At 70.2% G+C, this 26715-nt stretch carries 28 protein-coding genes; 14 read left to right on the top strand and 14 right to left on the bottom strand.

Going from position 1 to position 26715, the window contains the following annotated elements; genetic code table 11:
* Positions 1-4: 4 nt before the first annotated feature.
* Positions 5-877: a 1,4-dihydroxy-2-naphthoate polyprenyltransferase gene (locus tag H7J89_RS16875; RefSeq protein WP_264044774.1), complete on the bottom strand. Its 873-nt coding sequence runs from the start codon at positions 875-877 to the stop codon at positions 5-7.
* 70 nt (positions 878-947) lie between these two features.
* Between H7J89_RS16875 and H7J89_RS16870 the strand changes: the two genes are divergently transcribed.
* Together H7J89_RS16870 and H7J89_RS16865 are read left to right on the top strand one after the other, a co-directional pair.
* The gene (locus tag H7J89_RS16870; protein ID WP_264044898.1) at positions 948-1727 is read left to right on the top strand and encodes an S-methyl-5'-thioadenosine phosphorylase; all 780 of its coding nucleotides are present in this window, start codon (positions 948-950) and stop codon (positions 1725-1727) included.
* Entirely contained in the window at positions 1724-2752 is a 1029-nt protein-coding gene (locus tag H7J89_RS16865; protein ID WP_264044773.1) for an NAD-dependent epimerase/dehydratase family protein, read from the top strand. The genes H7J89_RS16870 and H7J89_RS16865 overlap by 4 nt, the downstream gene beginning before the upstream one ends.
* Before the next feature lie 5 nt (positions 2753-2757).
* Here H7J89_RS16865 and H7J89_RS16860 read toward each other — a convergent pair whose 3' ends face one another.
* Positions 2758-4431, bottom strand: a complete 1674-nt coding sequence (locus tag H7J89_RS16860) for a DUF7937 domain-containing protein (protein WP_264044772.1) — start codon at positions 4429-4431, stop codon at positions 2758-2760.
* Positions 4432-4709: 278 nt separating this feature from the next.
* Here H7J89_RS16860 and H7J89_RS16855 point away from each other — a divergent pair, with 278 nt between their 5' ends.
* The 3 genes from H7J89_RS16855 to H7J89_RS16845 are packed head-to-tail and all read left to right on the top strand — an operon-like array spanning position 4710 to position 7640.
* On the top strand, positions 4710-6323 hold the full coding sequence (locus tag H7J89_RS16855) for a DUF7159 family protein (RefSeq protein ID WP_264044771.1): 1614 nt from the start codon (positions 4710-4712) through the stop codon (positions 6321-6323).
* Between the two features lie 7 nt (positions 6324-6330).
* Complete coding sequence (locus H7J89_RS16850; RefSeq protein WP_264044770.1) at positions 6331-6984, top strand: glycosyltransferase family 2 protein; 654 nt, start codon at positions 6331-6333, stop codon at positions 6982-6984.
* Complete coding sequence (locus tag H7J89_RS16845; RefSeq protein ID WP_264044769.1) at positions 6981-7640, top strand: TIGR04282 family arsenosugar biosynthesis glycosyltransferase; 660 nt, start codon at positions 6981-6983, stop codon at positions 7638-7640. The genes H7J89_RS16850 and H7J89_RS16845 overlap by 4 nt, the downstream gene beginning before the upstream one ends.
* Before the next feature lie 103 nt (positions 7641-7743).
* Here the strand turns inward: H7J89_RS16845 and H7J89_RS16840 are convergent, their stop codons facing one another.
* The 10 genes from H7J89_RS16840 to H7J89_RS16795 all read right to left on the bottom strand — a co-directional run bounded on the left by H7J89_RS16840 (position 7744) and on the right by H7J89_RS16795 (position 15976).
* Positions 7744-9096: a hypothetical protein gene (locus H7J89_RS16840; protein WP_264044768.1), complete on the bottom strand. Its 1353-nt coding sequence runs from the start codon at positions 9094-9096 to the stop codon at positions 7744-7746.
* 11 nt (positions 9097-9107) lie between these two features.
* Entirely contained in the window at positions 9108-10196 is a 1089-nt protein-coding gene (menE, locus tag H7J89_RS16835; RefSeq protein WP_276042244.1) for an o-succinylbenzoate--CoA ligase, read from the bottom strand.
* Between the two features lie 59 nt (positions 10197-10255).
* Positions 10256-10558, bottom strand: coding sequence for a DUF3349 domain-containing protein (locus tag H7J89_RS16830; protein ID WP_264044767.1), 303 nt, complete (start codon positions 10556-10558; stop codon positions 10256-10258).
* A gap of 56 nt (positions 10559-10614) precedes the next feature.
* Positions 10615-10914 (bottom strand): hypothetical protein, encoded by a 300-nt coding sequence (locus tag H7J89_RS16825; protein WP_264044766.1) that lies wholly within the window; start codon positions 10912-10914, stop codon positions 10615-10617.
* The gene (locus tag H7J89_RS16820; RefSeq protein ID WP_264044765.1) at positions 10914-12155 is read right to left on the bottom strand and encodes an inorganic phosphate transporter; all 1242 of its coding nucleotides are present in this window, start codon (positions 12153-12155) and stop codon (positions 10914-10916) included. The genes H7J89_RS16825 and H7J89_RS16820 overlap by 1 nt, the downstream gene beginning before the upstream one ends.
* A 97-nt stretch (positions 12156-12252) precedes the next feature.
* Positions 12253-12660, bottom strand: a complete 408-nt coding sequence (locus tag H7J89_RS16815) for a VOC family protein (RefSeq protein ID WP_264044764.1) — start codon at positions 12658-12660, stop codon at positions 12253-12255.
* Between the two features lie 27 nt (positions 12661-12687).
* Positions 12688-13584, bottom strand: coding sequence for an SDR family oxidoreductase (locus H7J89_RS16810; protein ID WP_264044763.1), 897 nt, complete (start codon positions 13582-13584; stop codon positions 12688-12690).
* 85 nt (positions 13585-13669) lie between these two features.
* The gene (locus H7J89_RS16805; protein ID WP_264044762.1) at positions 13670-14572 is read right to left on the bottom strand and encodes a 1,4-dihydroxy-2-naphthoyl-CoA synthase; all 903 of its coding nucleotides are present in this window, start codon (positions 14570-14572) and stop codon (positions 13670-13672) included.
* Between the two features lie 13 nt (positions 14573-14585).
* A complete protein-coding gene (locus tag H7J89_RS16800; protein WP_264044761.1) occupies positions 14586-15041 on the bottom strand; it encodes a nitroreductase family deazaflavin-dependent oxidoreductase in 456 nt (151 codons plus the stop codon).
* An 11-nt stretch (positions 15042-15052) separates the two neighbouring features.
* Entirely contained in the window at positions 15053-15976 is a 924-nt protein-coding gene (locus tag H7J89_RS16795) for an aldo/keto reductase (protein WP_264044760.1), read from the bottom strand.
* Between the two features lie 81 nt (positions 15977-16057).
* Here H7J89_RS16795 and H7J89_RS16790 point away from each other — a divergent pair, with 81 nt between their 5' ends.
* Positions 16058-16612, top strand: a complete 555-nt coding sequence (locus H7J89_RS16790) for a TetR/AcrR family transcriptional regulator (RefSeq protein ID WP_264044759.1) — start codon at positions 16058-16060, stop codon at positions 16610-16612.
* A gap of 87 nt (positions 16613-16699) precedes the next feature.
* Here the strand turns inward: H7J89_RS16790 and fadD8 are convergent, their stop codons facing one another.
* Together fadD8 and H7J89_RS16780 are read right to left on the bottom strand one after the other, a co-directional pair.
* The gene (gene fadD8, locus H7J89_RS16785; protein ID WP_264044758.1) at positions 16700-18301 is read right to left on the bottom strand and encodes a fatty-acid--CoA ligase FadD8; all 1602 of its coding nucleotides are present in this window, start codon (positions 18299-18301) and stop codon (positions 16700-16702) included.
* Between the two features lie 56 nt (positions 18302-18357).
* A complete protein-coding gene (locus H7J89_RS16780; RefSeq protein ID WP_264044757.1) occupies positions 18358-18981 on the bottom strand; it encodes a PadR family transcriptional regulator in 624 nt (207 codons plus the stop codon).
* Between the two features lie 60 nt (positions 18982-19041).
* Here H7J89_RS16780 and H7J89_RS16775 point away from each other — a divergent pair, with 60 nt between their 5' ends.
* From H7J89_RS16775 to H7J89_RS16740, 8 genes are read left to right on the top strand one after another with little or no spacing between them, the layout of a single operon-like run.
* Positions 19042-19314: a maleylpyruvate isomerase N-terminal domain-containing protein gene (locus tag H7J89_RS16775; RefSeq protein ID WP_264044756.1), complete on the top strand. Its 273-nt coding sequence runs from the start codon at positions 19042-19044 to the stop codon at positions 19312-19314.
* The gene (locus H7J89_RS16770; RefSeq protein ID WP_264044754.1) at positions 19314-19865 is read left to right on the top strand and encodes a hypothetical protein; all 552 of its coding nucleotides are present in this window, start codon (positions 19314-19316) and stop codon (positions 19863-19865) included. The genes H7J89_RS16775 and H7J89_RS16770 overlap by 1 nt, the downstream gene beginning before the upstream one ends.
* A gap of 39 nt (positions 19866-19904) precedes the next feature.
* A complete protein-coding gene (locus H7J89_RS16765; protein WP_264044753.1) occupies positions 19905-21509 on the top strand; it encodes an amidohydrolase in 1605 nt (534 codons plus the stop codon).
* A gap of 50 nt (positions 21510-21559) precedes the next feature.
* Entirely contained in the window at positions 21560-22486 is a 927-nt protein-coding gene (locus tag H7J89_RS16760) for an o-succinylbenzoate synthase (protein WP_264044893.1), read from the top strand.
* Entirely contained in the window at positions 22483-23265 is a 783-nt protein-coding gene (locus H7J89_RS16755; RefSeq protein WP_264044752.1) for an alpha/beta fold hydrolase, read from the top strand. Before H7J89_RS16760 ends, H7J89_RS16755 begins: the two co-directional genes overlap by 4 nt.
* A gap of 56 nt (positions 23266-23321) precedes the next feature.
* Positions 23322-24947 (top strand): 2-succinyl-5-enolpyruvyl-6-hydroxy-3-cyclohexene-1-carboxylic-acid synthase, encoded by a 1626-nt coding sequence (gene menD, locus H7J89_RS16750; protein WP_264044751.1) that lies wholly within the window; start codon positions 23322-23324, stop codon positions 24945-24947.
* The gene (locus H7J89_RS16745; protein WP_276042160.1) at positions 24922-25488 is read left to right on the top strand and encodes a DUF3592 domain-containing protein; all 567 of its coding nucleotides are present in this window, start codon (positions 24922-24924) and stop codon (positions 25486-25488) included. The genes menD and H7J89_RS16745 overlap by 26 nt, the downstream gene beginning before the upstream one ends.
* 38 nt (positions 25489-25526) lie before the next feature.
* Positions 25527-26681 carry a glycosyltransferase family 4 protein gene (locus tag H7J89_RS16740; protein ID WP_264044749.1) on the top strand — a complete coding sequence of 385 codons (1155 nt, stop codon included), beginning with the start codon at positions 25527-25529 and terminating at the stop codon, positions 26679-26681.
* Positions 26682-26715 lie beyond the last annotated feature (34 nt).

Genomic DNA, 26715 nt, shown 5'->3' with positions numbered 1-26715 from the left:
CCGGTCAGCCGGCCAGCGCCAGCGCCGCGGCCACCGCGATCGCCCAGGCGACCATGGCCAGCCCGGTATCCCGCAGCACCGGAATCAGCTCCCGGCCGCCGCGTCCCGACCGCACCGGACCCGCCGCGCGCAGCGCCAGCGGCGTGGCAACGAATCCCATGGCGCACCACGGCGTGGCGGCCATCAGCACCAGGGTCAACACCCCGGCGATCGCCAGCAGCGCCTGGTACAGCACGCGAGTGCGGGCGTCACCCAGCCGCACCGCCAGCGTGATCTTCCCCGACTGCGCGTCGGTGGGGATATCCCGCAGGTTGTTGGCCACCAGCACCGACGACGACAACGCGCCGATCGACACCGCGAGCACCACCCCCACCCAGTCCACCCGCAGCGACTGGGTGTACTCGGTGCCGAGCACGGCCACCAGGCCGAAGAACACGAACACCGCGACCTCACCGAAACCGGCGTAGCCGTAGGGTTTCGAGCCGCCCGTGTACAGCCACGCGCCGGCGATGCACACCGCCCCGACGGCGATCAGCCACGGCGCGCTGACGAGCGCGAGCGCCAGGCCGGCCGCCGCCCCGATCGCCAGGCTCGTCACCGCGGCGGCCAGCACCGAGCGGGGGGACGCCAGCCGCGAGCCCACCAGCCGCACCGGGCCGGCCCGGTCGTCGTCGGTGCCGCGGATGCCGTCGGAGTAGTCGTTGGCGTAGTTGACACCGACGGTCAGCGCGACCGCGACGGCCAGCGCCAGCAGCGCCTTCCACCACACCGCGGATCCCAGCCACGCCGCCGCGCCGGTGCCCGCGACCACCGGCGCCACCGCGTTGGGCAGCGTCCGCGGCCGCGCACCAGAGATCCACTGCCCGAAATTGGCCACGCACGCATCCTGCCAGGAGCCCGCGCGCCCCCGCACCCGCGATCGGCGTGCGGCCATGCACCACAATGGGCTGATGCTCGGAGTCATCGGCGGCAGCGGCTTTTACACCTTCTTCGAGTCCGACACCCGCGCCGTCGACGTCGACACCCCGTACGGCCCGCCCAGCGCCCCGGTGACGATCGGCGCCGTCGGGGGACACGAGGTCGCGTTCCTGCCCCGGCACGGGACCACGCACCAGTTCTCGGCGCACACCGTGCCGTATCGGGCCAACATGTGGGCGCTGCGCAAGCTCGGGGTGCGACGGGTTTTCGGCCCGTGCGCCGTCGGCAGCCTGAACCTCAACAACGGGCCGGGCGCGGTGGTGGTGCCCGACCAGCTGGTGGATCGCACCAGCGGCCGCCCCGACACCTACTTCGATTCCGGCGGCATCCACGTCGACTTCGCCGACCCCTACTGCCCCACCCTGCGCGCCGCGGTGGCCGGCCTGCCCAATGTGGTCGACGGCGGCACCATGGTGGTGATCCAGGGCCCGCGGTTTTCCACGCGTGCGGAAAGTCAGTGGTTCGCCTCGGCGGGGTTCTCGCTGGTCAACATGACCGGCTACCCGGAGGCCGTGCTCGCGCGTGAACTCGAAATGTGCTATGCCACAATCGCTTTGGTTACCGACCTGGACGCCGGTATCGCGGCCGGCGAGGGCGTGACGACCGTTGAGGTGTTCGCCGAATTCGAGAAGAACATCTCCGGATTCAAGGAGCTGGTGCGCCGGGCCATCGGCCGCGTCGCCGACGAACGCAACTGCACGCACTGCCTGCCGCACACCGGCGTCACGCTGCCCCTCGAGCTGCCGTGAGGGTGTTGCTCACCGGGGCTGCCGGTTTCATCGGTTCGCGGGTGGCCGCGGCGCTGCGGGCGGCGGGCCACGACGTGGTCGGCGTCGACGCGTTGCTGCCAGCGGCGCACGGCCCGAATCCGGTGCTGCCGCAGGGATGTCACCGCGTAGACGTCCGCGACGCCGACGCCCTGGCGCCCCTGCTGGACGGGGTGGACCTGGTCTGCCACCAGGCGGCGATGGTCGGTGCCGGCGTGGACGCCGCCGACGCCCCCGCCTACGGCGGCCACAACGATTTCGCCACCACGGTGTTGCTGGCGCAGATGTTCGCCGCCGGGGTGCGCCGCCTGGTGCTGGCGTCGTCGATGGTGGTGTACGGGCAGGGCCGTTACCACTGCGGGCAGCACGGACAGGTCGACCCGTTGCCCCGGCGGCGCGCCGACCTCGACGCCGGGAGCTTCGAACACCGCTGCCCGATCGGGGGCGAGGAACTGCAGTGGCGCCTCGTCGACGAGGACGCCGCGCTGCGGCCGCGCAGTCTGTACGCGGCCAGCAAGACCGCGCAGGAGCACTACGCGCTGGCGTGGTCGGAGTCGACGGGCGGTTCGGTGGTGGCGTTGCGCTACCACAACGTCTACGGCCCCGGGATGCCGCGCGACACCCCGTATTCCGGGGTGGCCGCCATCTTCCGGTCGTCGCTCGAAAGGGGCGAGCCGCCAAGGGTTTTCGAGGACGGCGGCCAGATGCGGGACTTCGTCCACGTCGACGACGTGGCCGCCGCCAACCTCGCGGCGACCCAGGAGATCGACGGTTTCACCGCGGTCAACGTCTGTTCGGGGCGGCCCATCTCCATCCAGCAGGTGGCCGGCGCCTTATGCGACGCGCGCGGCGCTTCACTCTCGCCCGTGATCACCGGCCAGTACCGCAGCGGCGACGTGCGCCACATCGTCGCCGATCCGTCCCGGGCGGCCGAGGTGCTCGGCTTCCGCGCGGCGATCGACCCGGCCGAGGGCCTGCGCGAGTTCGCGTTCGCCCCGCTGCGCTGAGCGCCCTACGCCTGCGGCGGCCGGTAGATCTTGGGCTTCTGGACCGGAATCTGTCGCGTCGCGGAGTCGTCGCCGCGGAAGAGCCGCGGGCCGGTGGTGATCCGGGTGGTGGCCGCGGCCGACGGCGGGGCGGCGTGGCCCACCGGGACGCGCGCCCTCGGCGCGGGCGTAGCGCCGCCCGCCGGCACGGGGGGCTTGGGGGCGGCGCGGCGGCGGCGCACGCGGCGGCCGCGCAGCTGCCCGGTGACGATGGCGGCCCCCAGGATGCACAAAGCCAGGCCGCACAGCGTCACATCGAAGGTGCTGGTGATCTGCTGGGCCAGGTTGTTGCCGTAGACCGGGTGCTGCGCGGGGGAGTTGGCTGAGTCCGCGAACCGCGGCGCCAGCACCACGCCCACGACGACGCGGGCGACGCTGAGCGTGGCGACCAGGCCGCACAGCGACGAGATCAGTCGCGCCGAGTGGGCGGCGTGGCGCAGGTTGATGCGCAGCCAGATCGCCAGCACCGCGGTGGCCAGATCGAACGCGGCCAGCACCATGCTGTCGTACCGAGAGAAGGGGTAATCCAGGCTCACGGCGACGAAGAGGTCGGTCAACCGCATCAGCATCGAGCCCAGGCCCCATACGGCGATGAGCAGCAAGCCGTTTCGGGCCGCCACCCGCCAGGCGCTCTCCTCGGCCCCCGTCGTGTTGCGGTGACCGAACAGGGTTTGTGGCGCGAACATCGCGGCGGCCGCCGCCCACGCCAAATATCCCTCGAAGCCCACCCCGGCGGTCGACGTGTTCTGCGCGATGCCATGGAACGCGTCGACATCCCGTCCCAGGGGCAGAATCCACACCAGTATCCCGGCGACCAGTGTCGACGTGCCGAGCGCGACGGTGGCCAGCCGCCCGGCGCTGGTGCTGCGCAGCAACCACCTGGCGGCGACCAGCACGGCCACCAGCGCCACGGCGCCGTACACCACCGCCGTCACGATGACGGCGACGTTCTGCTTGCCGAACGCGGCGGCGCCGCCGGTGTTCTGCAGCGCGTAGCGAACCCGCCAGTACAGGTTGAAGCCAAAGCTGAGCGCCGCCAACGCCATCGACGCGTAGCCGATGAACCGGGCCGACCTCAGCCAGCCGGTGTGCTCGTCGCCCTCGGGAACCGGTCCCGTGTGGGCGCCGGCGGCCACCGCTTGGGCGCTCAGCATGCAGCCGGCGATTCCCACCCACGCTCCCGGCCCCACCCCGCCCGGCACGTTCACCGTGCCACCGAACCGGACGGTCTCGAACGCGTCGAAGACCACGAACGCCAGCACCAGCAGCGCGTAGGGGACGTTGAGCCCCAGGCGAAGCCGGCCCGCCCGCGCGGGGTTGAAACGCGCGCCGGAGGACCTCCAGGAACCGGCCACGACGACGGCGATGACGGACAGCGCGGTCACGGCGAGCAACACCGCGAAGAGGGTCGGACCGCTGCCGGGGATCCCGACGCCGAAGTACAGATTCCACGGCAGGAACAGCGCGCAGACGAGCAGCGCGATCGCGGTCAGGTCGCTGACGATGTGCCAGCGCCGCGTCGTCGCGTTCCCCGCCGCCGGCGGAGCGTCGGCGGCCGGCCGGATGATGCGAGCGGTTTGCTGCGCCTGTACGGGATCGATGGGGCCGGTGGGCGCGTCGTCACTGCTCTGGATCACCATGCCCCCCGGAATTCAAGGACGGTCAATCGTGGCGCAGGTTCGGTTGCGCGGCGGGTGAATGCCCTGCCAAGGCGGCCGGACTGCTCGCTTGCGAACATATTCTCCGTTCGGACGCCCTCGCAGATTCCCCCGCGACCGTCCTGTCGTTCGAGAAGCTGGTTACGCTGCGCTATGGGCAAACGTTGTCGCCCGAATAACGGATACTGCCAACGGTATCGCAAGTGTAATGATGCCGGGACATTGCTGGTCGTGGGGTAGCCAGCCGAAGGAGAACCGGGATGGACGTCGTGTTGGGGGTCGCGGTCACGGGCCCGGTTGCCCGCTTGGCGCTTGTCGGGCCGGGCGCGGACGTGATCGACCAGTCCGTCGTCGACCTGGAGGAGAACCCGGTCGGCAAACTCACCGAGACGGTGGTTGGCACCAATCGGCTCCTGGCGGACGAGAACCACCGGCTGGTCGGCACCCGGGTGTGCTGGAGCGACGATCCGCGAGCAGGCCAACTGCGGCAGGCGCTGGAAGATTCCGGCGTTTCCAACGTCGCGTTGCTCTCCGACTCGCAGGCGGTGGCCGCACTGATGCGCGCGGCCGGCCGCCCCGGCGCCGCCGCGCTGGTGCTGGACGACGCGACGGCGACGCTGTCGGTGCCGGGTTCCGCCGATGACCAGAACGCACCGCCGACCGTGTTGGCCAGGGAGGCGGTCGCCGGCGGCGACGCGACCGCGACGTTCAACACGATGATGGCCCAACTCAGCGCCCGGCCCGACGCCCCGGGCGACGTGTACCTGGTGGGCGCTTCGCCTGAGCTGGCCCAGTTCGCCGACCAGTTCCGCGATGCGTCGACCATGCGGGTGCAGGTCGCCGACGACCCCTCCTTCGCGATCGCCCGGGGCGCGGCGATGGCCGCCGCGGCGCAGACGGCGTTGTCGGTCGGGGATGCCACCGCGATGGCGCCGGCCGTCGGACTCACCGGGGACGAGACCGCGATGGCGCCCGGACTCACCGGCGACGAGACGGCGATGGCACCCGGGCTCACCGGCGATGAGACGACGCTCGTGCCGCCGGCAGATGTGGAGGAACCACAGCTGGCGTACTCGCTGACCGAGGATGCCGAGCCGTTCGCCGGCGACGAGTACGGCCCCGAATACGACGACTTCGACGACTTCGACGAGACCACGGCCATCCCCTCGCGGCTGAGCCGCCGATCCCTGGTGGTGGGCAACGCCGTGATCGCCTTCGCGGTCGTCGGTTTCGCGTCGCTGGCCGCTGCGGTGGCCATTGCGGTCCGTCCCACCGCGAGTCAACAGCCGGTGGTGGGACACCAGAACGCCGCCCCGGGCAAGTTCATGCCGTTGCTGCCGACCCAGCAGCAGGCGCCGGTGCCACCTCCCCCGGTTGACCAGCCCAACGCGGGTTTCCAGGGCGGCGTCATCCCGGACGCCAACGGTCTTATTCCGGCACAGGGCGGCGGTGGGCCGGCCGTCCCCGCCGCGCCGGTGTCGCCCGGCACTCCGGGCTTCGTACCTAACCCGAATCCCGCTGTGCCCGTTCCGGTCCCGATCATCGTTCCGGTCCCGGTGTATCCCCCATACACCCCGCCGACATTCACGACGCCGACGACCACGACGCCGACGACCACGACACCGACCACGACGACGCCAACCACGACGACGGAGCCGTCCACCACGACACCAACCACGACGACGCCGACGACAACGACGCCGCACGTCACCACGACCACCCCGCCGACGAGCTCGAAGGAGCCGTTCACCTCGACGCAAACGCCGACAACCCAGGCGCCGCCGCCCAGCACGCACCAAACGACGGCGGCGCCGCGCACGCAGACCCAGCAGCCGCTGGTCCCGCAGGAGCCACGCACCCATCGCGGGTTCTGAGGCGTCCATGCCCGACGCCGTCACGGTGGTGCTGCCCTGTCTCGACGAAGAGGAGTCGCTGCCCGCCGTGCTGGCGGCCGTCCCCGCCGGATACCGGGCGCTGGTCGTCGACAACAACAGCACCGACGACACCGCCGGGGTCGCGCGGCGGCACGGCGCCGAGGTCGTGGTCGAGCCGCGGGCCGGGTACGGCTCGGCGGTGCACGCGGGCGTGGTGGCCGCGAGGACGCCGATCGTGGCGGTGATCGATGCCGACGGCTCGATGGACGCCGGGGAGTTGCCGCGGCTGGTCGCCGCGCTCGAGCATGGTGCCGATCTGGTGATCGGACGGCGCCGGCCGGTAGCCGGGCTGCATTGGCCGTGGGTGGCCCGGGTCGGCACCGTGGTGATGAGCTGGCGGCTGCGCACGCGCCACGGATTGCCGGTGCACGACATCGCGCCGATGCGGGTGGCCCGGCGCGAGGCTCTGCTGAATCTCCGTGTCGCCGACCGGCGTTCGGGTTACCCGCTGGAGCTGCTGGTCCGGGCCGCGGCTGCCGGCTGGCGCGTGGTCGAACTCGACGTCAGCTACGGCCCCCGCACCGGCGGTAAGTCGAAGGTCAGTGGTTCGCTGCGGGGGAGCATCACCGCGATCCTCGACTTCTGGAAGGTGATCTCGTGACACTGCCGGTGACGCTGTTGGTGGTCGCGAAGGCGCCCGAGCCGGGCCGGGCCAAGACCCGGCTCGCGGCGACGGTCGGGGACGTCGTGGCCGCCGAAATCGCCGCCGCCGCACTGCTGGACACGCTGGACGCGGTGGCCGCCGCGCCCGCGGCGAACCGGGTGGTGGCCATGACCGGCGATCTGAGCGCCGCGGCCGCCGCCGACGAGATCCGGCAACGGCTGGGGTCCTTCACGGTGATTCCCCAGCGCGGCGACGACTTCGCCGACCGCCTCGCCAACGCCCATGCCGACGCGGCGGACGGCTATCCGGTGGTGCAGATCGGAATGGACACCCCGCAGGTGACCGCCGACATGTTGATCGACTGCGCGCGACGCTTGCAGGAGGCGCCGGCGGTGCTCGGGCCGGCCGTTGATGGCGGCTGGTGGGTGCTCGGTCTACGGAGCCCCGAAGCGGCCGCATGCCTGCGCACCGTCCCGATGTCGCAGCCCGATACCGGACTGCTCACGTACCGGGCGTTGCACGACTTGGGAATTGAGCCCTATGCGGCGCCACGACTGGCCGACTTCGACATCGTCGACGACGTGGCCGCTGTGCGCGAGGCGTGCGGGCCGTCGAGTCGCTTCGCGAAGGTGACCCGCGCGGCCGGCCTGTAAAGCAATTCGGTGTGCGTCCAGGGTTTTGTGTGTGCGCCCAGGGCGCGAAACTCGCCGAAATCGCGCCCTGCGCGCACACCGAAAGCCGCCAGTACACACGGGATCACCAGTTCGTGACGATGAGGGTGTTGAGCAACAGGGCGCCGGCGACGTTGAGCGCAAGCCACACTCGGTGCGACCGGACGGGCAACAGCGCGGGCGCCGCGGTGAGCCAGATGGTGAACGGCAGCCAGATGCGCTCGACCTCGGCCTTGCTGAGCATGCTCAGGTCCGCGCAGGCGAGGGCGGCGAGCACGGCCAGCAGCAGCAGGTGGAACCCGGAACGGCGGCGGATGGCCACCGCGTCGAACAACCGGCTGACGCCGGCGACGCTGCCCAACCCGATCGCACACACCACCGACGCCAGGTTGGCCCAGCTCCAGTAGGCAAACGGGCGGTCTTTGGCGATGCCCTGCCAATAGCGTTGCTGCACAAGGGTATAGCCGTCGAACCAGTAGAACCCCGCGACCGCGAAGGCGACCGCCACGGCCACCGCGGCCAGGGTCGCCGGGCCGAGCGCCCGCAGCACCGCGCGCCAGTCGGCGGCCGATGCCAGCACCGCTAGCGCCGGGAGCCCCATCAACATCAGGCCGTAGTTACAGAACACGCCCCAGCCCAGCAGCAGGCCCGCGGCGGCGCCTGTCAGGGCCGGGAACCGGACCGGTAGGTGCACCGCTATGGCCAACAGCGCGATGCCCCACGCCGCGACCCCGGCGAAGTAGCCGTCGGCGGAGACCGCGACCCAGATCGCGGTCGGCGCCACAGCCACGAACGGCGCGGCGCGCCGCGCTGTCTGCTCGTCGGCCAGCGCGCGAACGGCGATCAGCACCGCGGCCGTCGCGCTGGAGCCGACCAACAGGCACAGCAGCCCAGCCCACGCGCCCCCGTGCAGGCCGATCCGGTCCAGCCAGACGAAGGTCAGCAGCGCGCCGGGTGGATGCCCGGAGACGTGGGTGGTCCAGGAGTTCGGTTGGTAGTCGACGATCCGGCTCGCGAACGTGCGCACCGTAGCCGGGATGTCGGCGATGCTTCCCACCTGGGACAGGTACTCGTCCCGGGTGGTCAGCCGGCCGGCGAAGCCGCGCTGCCACCCGTCGATCATCGCCAGCGCGAAGGCCCAGGCGAAGGCGGTGGCCCAGGTGCTCAGCGTCAGGATCCGCCACGAAAGGCGTTGCGCCAGAAGCGGTCCCCACGCAACCGCGGCAATCGCGAGGGCGATGGCAGGCCCGGTACCCCAACTGGCGTGGATTTCCCAGGCGCCGAAAATCGGCGCGGCCCCGGTGTGCGTGCCGAACCGCTCCTGGCCCACATCGGTCCGTGGGCGCACACCCCAGTGCAGCCGCGGCAGGATGAACGCCGCCCCGACCAGAACCGCCCCGACCGCGACGGCCGCTAACTCCCGACGTGCCACCCTCACGGTCGAGAAGCCTATTGATCGCCAGAATTGGCGAAGCGGCGCACCAACGCCGCCCGGTCGACTTTGCCGATGCCGCGCCGCGGCAGCGCGTCGACCACGTGCAACTCGCGCGGGGCGGCGGTGGCGTCCAGGGTGCGCGTCACGTGGGCGCGCAGCGCGTCCAGCGTCGGCGCCGGGCAACCCTCGGCCGGCACGATCGCGGCGACCACCCGCTGGCCCAGCCGGTCGTCGGCCACGCCGAAAACCGCGCAGTCCTCCACGGCGGGATGGGTGCCCAGCGCCGCCTCGACCAGCTGCGGCAACACGGTCAACCCGCCCGTGCTGATCGCGTCGTCGGCGCGGCCCAGCACGGTCAGCACGCCCGCCGCGTCGACAACGCCGAGATCGTCGGTGCGGAACCAGCCCGGCTCGGCGAACGGGTCGGGGTCCACCGGATTGCGGTAGCTCTTGGCCAGGGTCGCGCCCCCGAGGGCGATGCGCCCGTCGTCCACCCGGACCAATACGCCGCGCAGCGGTACGCCGTCGTAGACGCAGCCACCGGCGGTCTCACTCATGCCGTAGGTGCGAACCACGGTGATGCCGGCCGCGGCCGCGGTGTCGAGCACGCCCTGCGGGGCCGGTCCGCCCCCGAGCAACACGGCATCGAGCTCGGCGAGCGCGCCCGTGGCCGCGGGATCGGTCAGCGCCTTGGCCAACTGCGCCGCGACCAGCGACGTGTAGCGCCGGCCGGGTCCCAATCGCGTTATCGCGCTGGGCAATTCGGCCACATCGAAGCCCTCGGACATGTCCAGCTCGACGGGCGTCGAGCCCGCGAGCGCGCTGCGCACCAGCACCTGCAGCCCCGCGATGTGGTACGGCGGCAACGCCAGTAGCCAGCCGCCCGACCCGCCGAGGCGGTCGTGGGTGGCCGCGGCGCTGGCCGTCAGCGCGGCCGAAGTCAGCAGGGCGCCCTTGGGCGCACCCATGGTTCCCGACGTCGTCACCACCAGGGCCACGTCGTCGTCGATGTCCGCCCCGACCCGCAGGGCCGCCGCCAGCGCTTCCGAGCCGGGGGCCAGGGCGACCAGGGCGGGGTCGCGGCCATCCAGCACCCGTTCCAGGGCCGGCAACAGCGACGTGACGGCCGAACCCGGCAGGACGGTCTTTGCGCGCAGTACGGCTATGCGGGGTCCTCGACCTGGTCCGCGTCATCGAACGGCCAGCCCTGCGCTTCCAGCCGGACCCGCACCCGCTCGACGTCGCCGGGGGTGGGTAGCTCGTCGGTGATCTGCGTGATCAACACCCCGATGTCGACGTCGTCGAACTCGCCGCGCCGGATCAGCTCGCAGGCGACCTCTTTGACCTCGTCGTTGGACATGCGGCGGGCCAGCAGCGCCAGCACCGGGAAGGTGTCCGTCGGCGGGACGCCGTCCGGGTATCCCGCGCGCAGCCACGAGACGATCGAATTGAGAAATCCGTTCACGCTGGTCCAACTCCCCCCGGTGTCCGGCTCGTTGACGCGGTGGGCATCGCTCGATGCTACTTGGGTTTGGCTCCAAGGAAGGCGATGCCGGTGTGATGGGCGATGAAGTCCCGGGAGATGTAGGCCAGAGCGAAGGCGATCACCAGTAGGACCAGCGCATAGATCGCCCAGGCGAGGGCCAGCAGCGCCGGGTTCTTCTGCGGTGAACTGCCATCGGTGCTTACCTGCCCGGCTCCCACCGCGTGAAACCGGAGCCCCAGGGCGAACAGCGCCGGCAACGCGGCTCCGGCCAGCATGGCGAAGAGCAGGATCTTGAGGGAGGCCTGGTAGTTGAACCAGTCGCCGAAGTGACTCATCAAGCGTTCGCCTTCATCGTCGGGTCATCGGAGTCGTACCTGCCAGGCGTGCCGCTGCCGTTGGTCGGGTGAACGTCGGACGGCGGTTCGTGGCCGTCCGCGGCGTCCAGGCCGGCGGTCAGGTCGCCCTTCCATTCGGCGTTGACGTTGTTGTGGTCGACCTTGACCTTGCGCGACCGGACGTAGATGGTCGCCGAAACCGCGATCAGCAGCGCGAAGCCGACGATCGCCCCGGGGTAGCCGCCGATGTAGTGCACGATCCAGTAGGTGACGGCACCGACCAGCCCGGCCAGCGGCAGCGTCACCAGCCAGGCGACACCCATGCGACCGGCGACGCCCCAGCGGACCTCGCCGCCGGGCTTGCCGAGCCCACTGCCCAGCACCGAACCGGTGCACACCTGGGTGGTCGACAGCGCGTAGCCGAAGTGGGCGGAGAGCAAAATCACCGCGGCCGAGGAGGACTCGGCCGCCATGCCCTGCGGCGACTGGATCTCGACCAGTCCCTTGCCCAGGGTGCGGATGATCCGCCAGCCACCCAGGTAGGTGCCCAACGCCATCGAGACCGCGCAGCCGACGATGACCCACAGCGGGGGCATGGCGGCATTCTTGCTGACCGAGCCGTAGGACATCAGCGCCAGGAAGATGATGCCCATCGTCTTCTGCGCGTCGTTGGTGCCGTGCGCCAGCGAGACCAGCGACGCCGAGCCCCACTGGCCGTACCGGAAGCCGGCCTCGGTGCGCTTGGTCGGGATGCCGCGGGTGATCCGGTACACCAGCCAGGTCGCCACCGCCCCGACCAGGATGGCCAGGATCGCCGACACGACCGCCGGGATGATCGCCTTGGACACCACGCCCTTCCAGATCACCCCATGCGCGCCGACGGCGGCGATCGTGGCACCGACGATGCCGCCGATCAAGGCGTGCGAGGAGCTGGAAGGGATACCGAGGAGCCAGGTCAGCAGGTTCCACACGATGCCGCCGACCAGGCCGGCGAAGACCAGCTCCAGCGTCACGATGTGCCCGTCGATCAGGCCCTTGGCGATCGTGGCGGCGACTGCGGTGGACATGAACGCGCCTACCAGATTCAGCACCGCGGACAGTGCGACAGCCGCCTTGGGCTTGAGCGCGCCGCTGGCGATGGAGGTCGCCATCGCGTTGCCGGTGTCGTGGAAGCCGTTTGTGAAATCGAAAGCCAGTGCCGTGATTACGACGATGATCAAGAGGAACAACTGGATGTTCACAGCGCCCGATTCTGGTGGTAGGGGGATTCCATTGTCGAATGCAGGAAGACCTGAATCGCGGGTGTATTTTGAGTCGTCGCCAGATGTTACCTCTCAGTTAACCGGAATTCCCCTGCGGTTTACTTCGAGTGTCGCGGCGTAGTGGGTGGTCGGGCGGGATTTGAACGAAGATCAGCGTGATCCCGTCCGGGTCGGTCACGTGCATCTCGTATAGGCCCCACGGTTCTTGGCGTGCCTCGCGCGCGATCGGCACGCCCCGGCTCTGCAGCTCGGCCTGGGTCGCTTCGATGTCGCGAACCTGGAGCCACAGCGCGCCGGGGAACGGGCCGCGGGAATGGTCCGGGGAGCCGTAGCCCGCCAGCTCCAGCAACGACTGGCCGGCGAAAAAGACTGTGCCCGCGCCGTATTCACGGGCTATCGCGAGCCCGATCTGGTCCCGGTAAAACGTCAACGACTGCTGATAGTCCGCCGGCCGGAACAGCATCCGGCTGGCCAGGATCTCCATAGCGTCGTGTCTATCACATGGGACGGTTCAGCTGCCGTTTTCGCGGTTGGGCTGGATCCGCTGCCGCTGCATGAGCGTGTTCACCAACCGGGGACCAAACGTGTCGATCGCCTTCGCGGCGATCGCCATCCGCGGCGCGATCCGCACCGGCCGGGTGCGGGCGGCGGTCAGCATCCACTCGGCCGCCTCTTCCGACGTGAGCGCCGGCATGCCCTCGTACGCCTTCGTCGGCGCGATCATCGGCGTGGCCACCAGCGGGTAGTACAGCGTCGTCGAATGCACACCCTGGTGGCCCCACTCCGTTTCCACGACGCGGCTGACCGCCGACAGCGCCGCCTTCGATGCGTTGTAAACCGCGAACAGCGGCGACGCCTCCGACAGCACCCCCCAGGTGGAGACGTTGATGATGTGGCCCTGGCCGCGCTCGAGCATGCCGGGCGCCAGCCCGCGGATCAGCCGCAGCGGCGCGTAGTAGTTGAGCGTGATCGTCCGCTCGACGTCGTGCCAGCGCTCCAGCGACTCGGCCAGCGGCCGGCGGATGGACCGGCCGGCGTTGTTGATCAGGATGTCCACCCCGCCGAGCCGCTTCTCGACGTCGGCGACCAACGCGTCGACGGCGTCCATGTCGGAGACGTCGCACGGCAGGGCCAGCGCGGTGCCGCCCGCCGTGGTGATCCGTTCCGCGAGCGCGTCGAGCAAATCCTGCCGACGGGCGACGACGGCCACCGTCGCGCCCTCGCGGGCCAGCAGCTCGGCGGCGGCCTCGCCGATGCCCGACGACGCGCCGGTGAGCAGGATGCGCTTGCCGTTGAGGTCGACCGGCCTGATGGCGGGCCGGTTGATCAGCACCTGCGGGGCCATCGGGGGGCGCATGGTGGCCAGGACGAGCTGATCGGTGATCCGGCGCAGGGGACTCTTGCTCACGTGGGGAGTCTAGGGGCGGGCCTGAGTCCCACGAGCGTCACGCCAGCGTGAAGTGGGCCGCCGAGCGTCACGCCAGCGCGACCCGCTAGAAGTACCGCGGGAACCGGCTCCAATCCGGCGGCCGCTTCTCCAGGAAGGCGTCGCGGCCCTCGACGGCCTCGTCGGTCATGTAGGCGAGCCGGGTGGCCTCGCCCGCGAACAACTGCTGGCCGACCAGCCCGTCGTCGAGCAAATTGAAGGCGAACTTCAGCATCCGTTGCGCCTGAGGCGATTTGGCGTTGATCTCGGCGGCCCACTCGATTGCCTCCCGCTCCAGGCCGGCGTGGTCGACGACCGCGTTGACCGCGCCCATGTGGTGCATCTGCTCGGCGGTGTACGCGCGGCCGAGGAAGAAGATCTCGCGGGCGAACTTCTGTCCGACCTGGCGCGCCAGATACGCGCTGCCATAGCCGCCGTCGAAGCTGCCGACGTCGGCGTCGGTCTGCTTGAAGCGCGCGTGCTCGCGGCTGGCCAGGGTTAGATCGCAGACCACGTGCAGGCTGTGCCCGCCGCCGGCCGCCCAGCCGTTGACCAGGCAGATGACCACCTTGGGCATGAACCGGATCAGCCGCTGCACCTCGAGGATGTGCAGCCTGCCGGCGCGGGCGGGGTCGACGGTCTCGGCGGTGTCGCCGCTTGCGTACTGGTAACCGCTGCGCCCACGGATGCGCTGATCGCCGCCGGAGCAGAACGCCCAGCCGCCGTCTTTGGGGGAGGGGCCGTTGCCGGTCAGCAGCACCACGCCCACATCGGGGGACATCCGGGCGTGGTCGAGCGCCCGGTAGAGCTCGTCGACGGTGTGCGGCCGAAACGCGTTGCGCACCTCGGGCCTGTCGAACGCCACCCGCACGGTCGCGTCGGTGACGTGGCGGTGGTAGGTGATGTCGGTCAGGTCGTCGAACCCGGGCACGGGCCGCCAGGCCTGGGCGTCAAAGGGATTGTCAGTCAAGGTTTTCGAGCTCCTATACCGGGTCCAGGCGAAACACAGCGCAGCGGCCGGCCAGGGCTTCGAACTCGTCGGGGCGCCCTTCGGTGACGAGCCCCGCCCGCTTCATGAAGCCGACGCCCGTCGGCACCTCAATGGGGAACAGCCGCAGGATCGGCCGAGCGTCGTCGGCGGACAGCTCGGCCATCCTTACCCGCTGGACGTGCCGGCCGCGCGCGATCTTGGCCTCACCGGCCGCCCGCACGTTGGCGACCCAGTCGGCGCCCGGGAATCCGGCGACGACGTACTGCCGGCCGTCGACGGTCATGGGGGTCACCGGGGTCGAGCGGGCCGCACCGGACTTTCGGCCGGTCACCGTCAACACGACGGGGCTCTCGCCGCCGAAACTCATTCCCAGCCGCGACATCTGGATGAAGACCTTGTTGGCCGGCTTCAGCCACCACGGCGGCTTGATCGGTTTGCCGCTTCCCATACCCAGCGACGTTACCTCTGAAAGGAATCCACGCCATGGGGCTGGGGCTCGGTTGTGCCGATGGCGTCCAGCCTTTCCAGCGCTTCGGCAGCCAGGGTGACGTCGCCCGCGCCGAGGTTTTCCTCGAGGTGCCCGACGGATCGCGTGCCCGGAATCAGCAACGTGTTCGGCGCGTGCGCCAGCAGCCACGCCAAGCCGACCTGGGCACCGGTGGCGCTGAGCTGGCGGGCGATCTCGGCCACGACCGGATGGTCGGCGACCTTCGGGAAGCCCGGGAACGACGAGCCCAGCGGGAAGTAGGGCACCCACGCGATGCCCTCGTCCGCGCAGAGTTGCAGGGCGGCTTCCTGCGAGCGGTCGAGCAGGCTGTAGGCGTTTTGCACGCAGACGATGCCCGCCGGCAGCGCGCGCCGCACCACGTCCACCGGCACGGCGCTGATGCCGATCACGCCGATCTTGCCCTCGTCGCGCAGCGCGACCATCTCGGCGAGCTGGTCGTCGATGTCCACCAGCTGATCGCCCTCGGCGGCCACGCCGGGCCCGAGGTCCATGCGGCGCAGGTTGACCACCGGGACGCAGTCCAGGCCGAGCTGTCGCAGGTCGTCCTCGACCGCGGCGCGCAGTTCCGCGGGTTTTTGCGCCGCCGCCAGCGGTATGGGCTGTTCGCCGGTGAAGCGCGCCCCGACCTTGCTGACGATGACGAGGTCGTCGGCGTAGGGGAACAGTGCCGCCCGGATCCGGCGGTTCACCTCGCCGGGGCCGTAGAACGACGCCGTGTCGATGTGGTTGACGCCGAGCTCGATCGCGCGGCGCAGCACCCCGGCCGCGTCCTCGACGGACGGGGCCTCGAACAACTGCATTGCGCCGTAGCCGATGCGCGCGACGGTCGACGCGCCGATGCCGCCGGGACCGCCGGGCCGTGGTTTGTCCGTCATGGTGCTCCCTAGTGCCACACTGGAGAAAATGCGGAGGATCCTCCGCTTATCCGAGCGTAGCAGAAACGGAGGTTCCTCCGCTTGGCCGAGATCCGATCGGACGCGCGCCGGAATCGCGAGCGGCTGCTCGAGGTGGCGACGGCGGCGTTCGCCACCGCCGATGGGCGACCGGTGTCGCTGGAGGCCATCGCGCGCGAGGCCGGCGTGGGGATCGGCACGCTGTACCGCCATTTCCCGAATCGAGAGGCGCTTGTCGAGGCGATCTACCGCGCCGAGCTCGACGAAGTGGCCGCGGCGGCCGAGCGGCTGCTCAAGCGCCACCCGCCCGAGACGGCGCTGCGCCGCTGGATGGACCGCTACGCGTCATTCGTGGCCGCCAAGCGTGGGATGGCCGAGTCGCTGCAGGCGATCTTCGCCTCCGGCGCCATGCAGGCCAGCCAGACTCGTGACAGCATCGTCGGCGCCGTCGACCTGCTGCTGCGGGCCGGGGCCGAGGACGGCAGCCTGCGCCCCGACCTGCAGGCCGACGATGTGGTGTCCAGCCTGATCGGCATCTTCCTGGCCAGCGGCTCGCCCGAGCAGACCGGCCGCATGCTCGACCTGCTGGTCGCCGGCGTCACCGCACCACGAACGTGAAGCTAATTTCACGCTCGGCGCCGAACGTGAGGCTAATTTCACGCTCGGCGCAGCCCAGCGCCCGGCCAGCCGGGCGCTCGAGCACACTCAGCCGACGGCGCGGTCGGCGCCCTCCCAGAACTGGGCGCGCACGGCCTTCTTGTCCGGCTTGCCCAGCGCGGTCACCGGCACCGACTCGACGACGATCACCTGCTTGGGTGATTGCACCGAACCCTTGCGCTCCTTGACGGCGGTCTGGATCTCGACGGTCACCCGCGCTACCGACACCTCGTCGGAGGGATGGTCGGGCCGCAGCACGATCACCGCGGTGACGGCTTCGCCCCACTTCTCGTCCGGCGTGCCGATCACGCAGACCTGCGCGACGGCGGGGTGGTCGGCGACGACGTCCTCGACCTCGCGCGGAAACACGTTGAATCCGCCGGTGACGATCATGTCCTTGACCCGGTCGACGATGAACCAGAAGCCGTCCTCGTCCTCGCGGGCCATGTCACCGGTGTGCAGCCACCCGTCTTTGAACGTCTTGGCCGTCTCCTCCGGCAGGTTCCAGTACCCGCCGGAAAGCAGCGGCCCGGACACGCAGATCTCGCCGACCTCGCCCTGTGGCACGGGCTGGCCGTCGGCACCCAGCAGTGCCGTGCGGGCGAACAGGGTGGGCCGCCCGCAAGAGGTGAGCCGCTTCTCGTCGTGGTCCTTCTTGGCCAAATACGAGATCACCATCGGTGCTTCGGACTGCCCGTAGTACTGGGCGAAGATCGGCCCGAAGCGACGGATGGCCTCGGCCAGCCGCACCGGGTTCATCGCCGAGGCACCGTAATAGACGGTCTCCAGCGAGGACAGGTCACGGGTGTGCGAATCGGGGTGGTCCATCAGCGCGTAGATCATCGACGGCACCAGCATGGTCGCGGTGATCTTCTGCTCCTCGATCACCCGCAGCACCTCGGCCGGGTCGAACTTGGTCAGCACCACCAGCTCGCCGCCCTTGATGATCGTCGGCACGAAGAACGCCGCCCCGGCGTGCGAGAGCGGGGTGCACATCAGAAAGCGCGGGTTCTCCGGCCACTCCCACTCGGCGAGCTGGATCGTGGTCATCGTGGTGATCGACTGCGCGGTACCCAGCACACCCTTGGGCTTGCCGGTGGTGCCGCCGGTGTAGGCCATCCCGCCGATGTGATCGGGCGGAAGCTCGGCCGCCACCAAAGGTTTGGGCTGATACTTCGCGGCCTCGGCCACCAGGTCCACCGCCGAATCGCCGAGCGCCTCGGGAACCGGGCCGATGGTCAGGACCTGCTTGAGGCCGCGCACCTTCTCCAGCAGGCCCAGCGCCCGCTCGACGAACATCGGGTTGGGGTCGATGATCAGCGACGTCACGCCGGCGTCGCCCAGCACGTAGGCGTGGTCGTCCAGGGAACCCAGAGGATGCAGCGCCACGCGCCGGTAACCCTGGGTCTGGCCGGCGCCGATGATCATCAGCACCTCGGGCCGGTTCAGCGACAGCAGCCCGACGGTCGCGCCGGTGCCCGCACCGAGCGCCTCGAACGCCTGAATGTACTGGCTGATGCGCTCGGCGAGCTGACCGCCGGTCAGCGTGGTGTCGCCGAGATGCAGCACCGGCTTGTCCTTGTTGCGCTTGAGCGCACCGACGGTCAGGTGTCCGGAATGAATGGGATGGCGCAGCAGCTCGTCACTCATGGGCCAAGACTAGAACGTGTTGCAGTTTCAGTCAGCCACCCCCTTGAAAGAGACGCCTAGGGGTCGGGCTGGGCAAGTATGCGCTGCCACCGTTGTCGCCCCCTCGGCGTGAGGCCGACGTCGCGAGTGTTGGGCCACTCCTCGATTTCCTCGATTGTCCGTTCGCACCATGCGATGACGTTTCGGTAGAACTCGGCGATGAACGTCGCCTCGGGTTCCACGAGGTGAAGCCGCTCCGGAAAAGGTCCACCCGTGTGCAGGAGCTCTTCGATGAGCGCCTTGCCCTTGGCATGCATCTCGCGCGCCTCGCGCGCGGTGGCTTCGAGTGACTCGCGCAGATCGTGCTTGGTTGCCTGGTCTCCGAGAAACAGCCGGAGGAACCCCTCGGCTTCGATCACCGGCACGGCCGGCCGGCTGCCGAACCAGTCCTCAAGGGCCGCACGGCCTTCCGGGGTGATGGTGTACCGAGTGCGTTGACGGCGGCGGCCCTCGACTGTCTCGGCGCTGGCGTGACCGCGCTCGACGAGCCGCTTCAGCTCCGCGTACAGGTGAGCCTCCGACCGCGGCCAAAAGAAGTGCACGCCGCGTTTGATCTGCGCGACGATCTCGTACGCGGTCCACGATTTGATGCCGAGCAAGCCGAGAAGCGCGAAAGATGTGGTGGTCGGTTGGGAGGCCATTCCTTGACAATACTCAATCCTGGAGTAATTTAACTCCAAACTGGAGTATGGAGGTGCAGGATGAACGACACCGATTACCTCGCGCTCGTCGAGACCACCAGGGACGAATTGCGGGATCGCATCGGGCAGGCGCGGGTTCGCTTCGACCGGCTGGTTCGCACTGCCGACCCGAATGCGCGCGTACCAGGTTTGGACTGGACCGTTCAACAAGTCGCCGCTCACATGCTCTCGGTTGCGCACCGCTATCAGGCGGTGGCAGAGGGGAGAGATTTCCGCCGCGCCATCATCCGCGCGAGCTGGACGAAATCAACCGGGCAGAGCTTGATGCGCTGATGGCGCCCGTAACCGAGATCGCAGACGAACTCAACGGCCTCGCACCAACGATGGACGCATTCTTCGACACCTGTTCGAACGACCGCGTATACGAGCTGCATTGTGGAGCCTTCGCGGACGGCATCACGGCGCAGACGAACTGGCTGGGCGAATTGATTCTCCATGGGCGGGACGTCGCGCGAGCGATCAAGGCGCCGTGGGAGATCCAAGAACGCGACATGTTGCTGATCGCGAGAGGTCTTATGCAGTTCGCCGATGGCCCGGGCTACCTGCGCACCGGTTTGTCGGCCGGCACCGACGTGTGCGTCGCGGTCAAGGTTCCCGGCGCTCGCCCGTACGTCATTCATATCCACGACGGCGTCATCGAGATCCGCGCGCGTCGCCCCGCTGATCGCCCGGATGCCGTACTTCAGGCGCCCGCATCGACGCTGTGCGACATGATGTACCAACGCATCGGGCCGGTCACGGCCGCGCGGCGGGGGCTGATGATCGTCGGGGGCCGGCGGCCGTGGAAGGCGCTCAGGCTCCAGTCCTACCTGGAACGGCCATGACGCCATGTTGAGCGCCATCGATCACTAGCATCCCTGCACATGGCCGCTGCAGATCTCGTCGTCACCGGAACTGTGCTCACCGTCGACGACGCGCGACCCACCGCCGAGGCGCTCGCCGTCGCCGACGGGCGCATCGTCGCCGTGGGCAGCCGCTCCGAAGTCGCAGCGTTCGCCGGCCCGAATACCCGGACCCTCGACGTCGGCGACGGCTGCGTCATGCCGGGATTCGTTGAGGCGCACGGGCATCCGCTGATGGAGGCCCTGGCGCTGTCGGACCGGATCGTCGACATCCGGCCCGTCACCATCAAGAATGCCGACGACGTCGTCGCCGCGGTGCGCCGCGAGGTCGACGCCAGGGGCGCCGACGGCGCCTACCTGAACGGCTGGGATCCGCTGCTGCAGCCCGGGTTGCCCCAGCCGACGCTCGCCTGGCTCGACGCGACCGCGCCGGACGGGCCGCTGATCATCATCCACAACTCCGGGCACAAGGCCTACTTCAATTCGCACGCGGCCCGCCGCGCCGGCCTGAGCCGCGACACCCCCGACCCCAAGGGCGCCCGGTACGGCCGCGACGCGCACGGCGAGCTGGACGGCACCGCCGAGGAGACCGGCGCGGTGTTCCCGCTGCTGGCCGGCGCCATCGCGCCCGGCGACTACCCGGCGATGCTGCGCGCCGAGTGCGCCCGGCTCAACCGCGCTGGCCTGACCACCTGCTCGGAGATGGCCTTCGACCCGGCGTTTCGGCCGCTGGTCGAGCAGTTGCGCGACGAGCTGACGGTCCGGCTGCGCACCTACGAGATCTCCAACCCGCAGATGCGCACCGACGCCACCCCCGGCCAGGGCGACGACATGCTGCGCCAGGTCGGCATCAAGATCTGGGTGGACGGCTCCCCGTGGGTCGGCAACATCGCCCTGTCCTTCCCGTACCTGGACACCGACGCCACCCGCGCCATCGGGGTGCCGCCCGGCTCCTGCGGACACGCCAACTACACCCGCGAACAGCTGGCCGAAATCGTAAGCGCCTACTTCCCGCTTGGCTGGCCGATGGCCTGCCACGTGCAGGGCGACGCCGGTGTGGACACCATCCTGGATGTCTACGAAGAGGCGTTGCGCCGCCATCCGCGCGACGACCACCGGCTGCGCCTCGAGCACGTCGGCGCCATCCGGCTCGAGCAACTCCGAAGAGCCGCCGCCCTCGGGGTCACCTGCAGCATCTTCGTCGACCAGATCCACTACTGGGGTGACATCATCGTCGACGGCCTGTTCGGGCCGGAGCGCGGATCCCGTTGGATGCCAGCGGGTTCCGCGGTGGCCACCGGTATGCGGATCTCGCTGCACAACGACCCGCCGGTCACACCCGAGGAGCCGCTGCGCAACATCAGCGTCGCCGTGACCCGGACGGCGCCCAGCGGCCGGGTCTTGGCGCCCGAGGAGCGGTTGACGGTCGAGCAGGCCATCCGCGCGCAGACCATCGACGCGGCCTGGCAGTTGTTCGCCGACGACGTGATCGGCTCGCTGGAGGTGGGCAAGTACGCCGACCTGGTGGTGCTGTCGGCCGACCCGCGGGCCGTGCCGCCGGAGCAGATCGCCGACCTGGACGTCCGCGCGACGTTCCTGGCGGGTCGGCAGGTCTACCGCGCGTGACGCCCACGTGTCAGGACCTGCTCGACGGCCTGCACGTGGTGGCGCTGCCGATGCGGGTGCGCTTCCGCGGCATCACCACCCGCGAGGTCGCGCTCATCGAGGGCCCGGCGGGCTGGGGCGAGTTCGGGGCCTTCCTGGAATACGCGCCGCCCGAGGCCGCGCACTGGCTGGCCGCCGGCATCGAGGCCGCCTACCGCCCGCCGCCGCCGCGGCGGCGCGACCGCATTCCGATCAATGCGACCGTGCCGGCCGTCGACGCCGGCCGAGTGGCCGAGGTGCTGGCCCGGTTCCCCGGCGCCCGCACGGCCAAGGTGAAGGTCGCCGAGCCCGGCCAGACGCTGGCCGACGACGTCGACCGGGTCAACGCCGTGCGTCAGCTCGTGCCGACCGTGCGGGTGGACGCCAACGGCGGCTGGACGGTCGAGGAGGCGGTGCGGGCGGTCACCGCCCTGACCGCCGACGGCCCCCTGGAGTACCTCGAACAACCATGCGCGACCGTCGACGAGCTCGCGGCCCTGCGCCGGCGGGCGGACATGCCACGCGTGCCGATCGCCGCCGACGAAAGCATCCGCAAGGCGGATGACCCGCTCGCCGTGGTCCGCTCCGGCGCCGCCGACATCGCGGTGCTGAAAGTCGCCCCGCTGGGCGGCGTCGCGGCCATGCTTGCGATCGCCGCGCAGATCGACATCCCGGTCGTGGTTTCCAGCGCGATCGACTCGGCGGTCGGCATCAGCCAGGGTCTGGCCGCCGCGGCGGCCCTGCCGGTACTGAGCCACGCGTGCGGGCTCGGCACCGGCGGGCTGTTCGTGGAGGACGTGGCCGACGTCGCGTCCCCCGTCGACGGGGCCCTGGCGGTCGGGCCGGTCACCCCCGACCCGGCGCGGCTGCGGGCCCTCGCCGCGCCCGCGGAGCGGCGGCAGTGGTGGATCGACCGGGTCAAGGCCTGCCACGCACTCCTTGTACCGTCGTCCGAGTGATCAACCTGGCTTACGACGACCGCGGCTCTGGTGAGCCGGTGGTGTTCATCAGCGGTCACGGCGGGGCCGGCCGGACCTGGCAGCCGTATCAGGTTCCCGCGTTCCTGGCGGCCGGCTACCGCGTCATCACCTTCGACAATCGGGGCATCGGCGCCACCGAGAACGCGCAGGGTTTCACGACGCAGACGATGGTGGCCGACACGGCGGCGCTGATCGAAGGACTGAGTGCCGCTCCGGCCCGCGTCGTGGGGATGTCGATGGGCGCGTTCATCGCCCAGGAACTCATGCTTGCCCGGCCCGAACTCGTCAGCTCCGCGGTGTTGATGGGCACCCGGGGCCGCATGGACAAAACCCGCGAGTTCTTCCGCGACGCCGAGGCCGAGCTGGCCGACGCCGGTGTCCAGCTGCCGAGCTCGTATGAGGCGAAAATCCGTCTGCTGGAAAACTTTTCGCACAAGACGCTCAACGACGACGTCGCGGTCGCGGACTGGATCGCCATGTTCAGCATGTGGCCCGTCAAGGCCACCCCGGGCACGCGTTGCCAGCTCGACATCGCCCCGTATACCAACCGGCTGCCGGCCTACCGCAGCATCGCGACGCCGGTGCTGGTGATCGGCTTCTCCGACGACGTGTTGACGCCGCCCTACCTGGGGCGCGAGGTCGCCGATGCGCTGCCCAACGGCCGTTACGTGCAGATCCCCGACGCCGGCCACCTCGGCTTCTTCGAGCGCCCGGACGCCGTCAACGAGGCGGCGCTGAAGTTCTTCGCCAGCAACTAGTTCTGGCGCCCCTCCGCTCCGCGCCCCCGGTGCGCGGGTTGTGACAGGCTGTACTGGTGAACCCCTCGACGACACAGGCGCGCGTCGTCGTTGACGAGCTGATTCGCGGCGGCGTCCGTGACGTGGTGCTTTGCCCCGGGTCGCGCAACGCGCCGCTGGCCTTCGCGCTGCAGGACGCCGACCGTTCCGGCCGGATCCGGCTGCACGTCCGCATCGACGAGCGCACCGCCGGCTACCTGGCCATCGGGCTCGCGATCGCCGCCGGCGCCCCGGTGTGCGTCGCGATGACGTCGGGCACCGCCGTGGCCAACCTGGGGCCGGCCGTGGTGGAGGCCAACTACGCGCGGGTGCCACTGATCGTGCTGTCGGCCAACCGGCCCTACGAAATGCTGGGCACCGGGGCCAACCAGACGATGGAGCAGCTGGGCTACTTCGGCACCCAGGTCCGCGCCGCCATCAGCCTGGGCCTGGCCGAGGACGCGCCCGAACGGCTGGACGCCCTCAACGCCACCTGGCGATCGGCCACCTGCCGGGTCTTGACTGCCGCTACGGGGTCTCGCACGGCCAACGCGGGCCCGGTGCAGTTCGACATCCCGCTGCGCGAGCCTCTGGTGCCGGACCCCGAACCGCACGGCGCCGCGATCCCGCAGGGACGGCCCGGCGTACGGCCGTGGACGTACACACCGCCGGTCACGTTCGACCAGCCGCTGGACATCGACCTGTCGCCCGACACCGTCGTCATTGCCGGACACGGCGCGGGCGCGCACCCCAACCTGGCCGAGTTGCCGACCGTCGCGGAGCCGACGGCACCGGCCCCGGCCAACCCCCTGCACCCGCTGGCCCTCCCGCTGCTGCGTCCCAAGCAGGTGATCATGCTCGGCCGCCCGACGCTGCACCGGCCCGTCTCGGCGCTGCTGGCCGACCCGAAGGTGCCGGTGTACGCGTTGACCACCGGGCCGCGCTGGCCGGACGTCTCGGGCAACTCACAGGCGACCGGCACGCGGGCGGTGACCACCGGGACGCCGAATCCGGCGTGGCTGAAGCGCTGCGCGGAGGTCAACAGGCACGCGATCGACGCGGTGCGCGGCCAACTCGAGGCGCACCCGCTCACCACCGGCCTGCACGTCGCCGCGGCGGTGGCCGGCGCGCTGCGGCCGGGAGACCAGCTGGTGCTCGGCGCGTCCAACCCGGTCCGGGACGCGGCGCTGGTCGGCCTGGACACCCACGGCATCCGGGTCCGCTCCAACCGCGGCGTCGCCGGCATCGACGGCACCGTGTCCACCGCGATCGGGGCCGCGCTCGCCTACGAAGGACGCACCGTCGCGCTGATCGGCGACCTGACGTTCGTCCACGACAGCTCCGGCCTGCTGATCGGCCCCACCGAGCCGACACCGCGCAAGCTGACCATCGTTGTCTCCAACGACAACGGCGGCGGCATCTTCGAACTGCTCGAGCAGGGCGACCCGCGGTTCTCCGACGTGTCGTCGCGAATCTTCGGAACGCCGCACGACGTCGATGTGGGCGCGCTGTGCCGCGCCTATCACGTTGAGAGCCGCCAGATCGAGGTGGAGCAGCTCAGCGCGGCCCTCGACGAACCCGCGACCGGGATGCGGGTGCTGGAGGTCAAGGCCGACCGGTCCTCGCTGCGGCAGCTGCATGCGGCCATCAAGGCGGCCCTGTGAGGGTTTCGTGAACTACCCGAAAAGGGTGCTGCACATACTGATTCACGGCCGCAGCGATAAGCCGCCGAGCACCCCGTCGAGAATTGCGTTGCGCTGGGCCCGGATTGCGGTGCTCATCGTGGCCGGCTTGGTGACCTTGCAATCGGCCCTGCTCGTCGCGGGCGCCTGGCGCAACGACCTTGCGATCCAACACAACATGGGGGTGGCGCAGGCCGAAGTGCTCAGCGCCGGGCCGCGCCGCTCGACCATCGAATTCGTCACACCCGAGCGCGTCACGTACCGTCCCGAGCTCGGCGTGCTGTACCCGTCACATCTGGCCACGGGCATGCGAATCTACGTCGAGTACAACAAGAACGACCCGAATCTGGTTCGCGTGCAGCACCGCAATGCCGGGCTGGCCATCATCCCGGCGGGGTCGATCGCGGTGGTGTGCTGGCTGGTGGCGACGGTCCTCCTGGTGGGCCTGGCGCTGCTGGACAAGATGCTGGATCGTCGCGCTGAGGCTCCCGACCAGCAGATTTCGCACGACGTATGCCCGTAGGCAACCTTGTCGAAAGTCGGCGCTGACACTGTGGTGTCGTGCGCGTTGCCATCGTCGCCGAATCGTTCCTGCCGGAAGTCAATGGTGTCAGCAACTCGGTGATCCGGGTGCTCGAGCACCTGCGCCGGACCGGTCACGAAGCCCTCGTCATCGCCCCGGACACCCCGCCCGGTGCGGCCCCGGCGGATCGCGTCTACGACGGGATCCGCGTGCATCGGGTTCCATCGCGGATGTTTCCCAAAGTGACCACGCTGCCCCTCGGTGTGCCGATGCCCCGGATGGTGAGCGTGTTGCGCGGATTCGACCCGCACGTTGTGCATTTGGCCTCCCCGGCGCTGCTGGGGTACGGCGGGGTGAAGGCGGCCCGGTGGCTGGGGGTGCCGACGGTCGCCGTGTATCAAACGGACGTACCGGGTTTCGCGGCCAGCTATGGCATTCCCATGACGACACGGGCCGCGTGGGCCTGGTTCCGCCATCTGCACAGCCTCGCCGACCGGACCCTGGCGCCGTCCAGCGTGACGATGGAATCACTTGTGGCGCATCGCTTCCCGCGGGTTCACCACTGGGCACGCGGGGTTGACGTGCTGCGGTTCGCTCCGTCGGCGCGTGACGAGGCACTCAGGCGGCGATGGTCGCCGCAAGCCAAGCCGATCGTCGGTTTCGTGGGCCGGCTGGCGCCCGAGAAGCACGTCGAGCGGCTGATCCCGCTGGCGGCCCGAGACGACGTGCAGCTCGTCATCGTCGGTGACGGCGTCGACCGAAGCAAGTTGCAGAAGGCAATGCCGACAGCGGTTTTCACCGGCGCGTTGTACGGCGACGAACTCGCAACGGCGTACGCCAGCATGGACGTCTTCGTGCATCCCGGTGAGCACGAAACGTTTTGCCAAGTCGTGCAGGAAGCGCTGGCGTCGGGGTTGCCGGTGATCGCCCCCGACGCCGGCGGCCCACGCGACCTCGTCACGCCGTGGCGCACCGGTTTGTTACTGGGCGTCGGCGAATTCGAGGCGAGGTTGCCCGCGGCCGTCACCCATTTGATCGACGAACGCCACCGCTACGCGCTGGCCGCCCGGCGCAGCGTGCTCGGCCGCAGCTGGCCGGTCATCTGTGATGAGCTGCTCGGCCACTATGAGGCGGTGCTCTCGCCGTTTGCCCGCAGGCGGATGTTCGCCAAGCGGTACGCGCAGGGCCAGTGAGTCAGCGGTCGGCCCGCGCGGTATCAACCCCAGG

This window comes from Mycobacterium paraffinicum, assembly GCF_025822865.1.
Taxonomy (GTDB): Bacteria; Actinomycetota; Actinomycetes; order Mycobacteriales; family Mycobacteriaceae; genus Mycobacterium; species Mycobacterium paraffinicum.
The sequence above is the reverse complement of the archived record's forward strand: the minus strand, read 5'-3'. Positions and strand labels throughout refer to the sequence as shown.

Excerpts from the sequence above, each read along its gene's own strand:
- H7J89_RS16850 (WP_264044770.1), top strand. The coding sequence starts at position 6,331 with ATGCCCGACGCCGTCACGGTGGTGCTGCCCTGTCTCGACGAAGAGGAG.
- H7J89_RS16795 (WP_264044760.1), bottom strand. The coding sequence starts at position 15,976 with ATGACGGACAAACCACGGCCCGGCGGTCCCGGCGGCATCGGCGCGTCG.
- H7J89_RS16775 (WP_264044756.1), top strand. The coding sequence starts at position 19,042 with ATGAACGACACCGATTACCTCGCGCTCGTCGAGACCACCAGGGACGAA.
- H7J89_RS16860 (WP_264044772.1), bottom strand. The coding sequence starts at position 4,431 with ATGGTGATCCAGAGCAGTGACGACGCGCCCACCGGCCCCATCGATCCC.
- H7J89_RS16745 (WP_276042160.1), top strand. The coding sequence starts at position 24,922 with ATGCGGCCATCAAGGCGGCCCTGTGAGGGTTTCGTGAACTACCCGAAA.
- fadD8 (WP_264044758.1), bottom strand. The coding sequence starts at position 18,301 with ATGAGTGACGAGCTGCTGCGCCATCCCATTCATTCCGGACACCTGACC.
- H7J89_RS16800 (WP_264044761.1), bottom strand. The coding sequence starts at position 15,041 with ATGGGAAGCGGCAAACCGATCAAGCCGCCGTGGTGGCTGAAGCCGGCC.
- H7J89_RS16815 (WP_264044764.1), bottom strand. The coding sequence starts at position 12,660 with ATGGAGATCCTGGCCAGCCGGATGCTGTTCCGGCCGGCGGACTATCAG.
- H7J89_RS16760 (WP_264044893.1), top strand. The coding sequence starts at position 21,560 with ATGCGGGTGCGCTTCCGCGGCATCACCACCCGCGAGGTCGCGCTCATC.
- H7J89_RS16855 (WP_264044771.1), top strand. The coding sequence starts at position 4,710 with ATGGACGTCGTGTTGGGGGTCGCGGTCACGGGCCCGGTTGCCCGCTTG.
- H7J89_RS16770 (WP_264044754.1), top strand. The coding sequence starts at position 19,314 with ATGGCGCCCGTAACCGAGATCGCAGACGAACTCAACGGCCTCGCACCA.
- H7J89_RS16765 (WP_264044753.1), top strand. The coding sequence starts at position 19,905 with ATGGCCGCTGCAGATCTCGTCGTCACCGGAACTGTGCTCACCGTCGAC.
- H7J89_RS16825 (WP_264044766.1), bottom strand. The coding sequence starts at position 10,914 with ATGAGTCACTTCGGCGACTGGTTCAACTACCAGGCCTCCCTCAAGATC.
- H7J89_RS16780 (WP_264044757.1), bottom strand. The coding sequence starts at position 18,981 with ATGGCCTCCCAACCGACCACCACATCTTTCGCGCTTCTCGGCTTGCTC.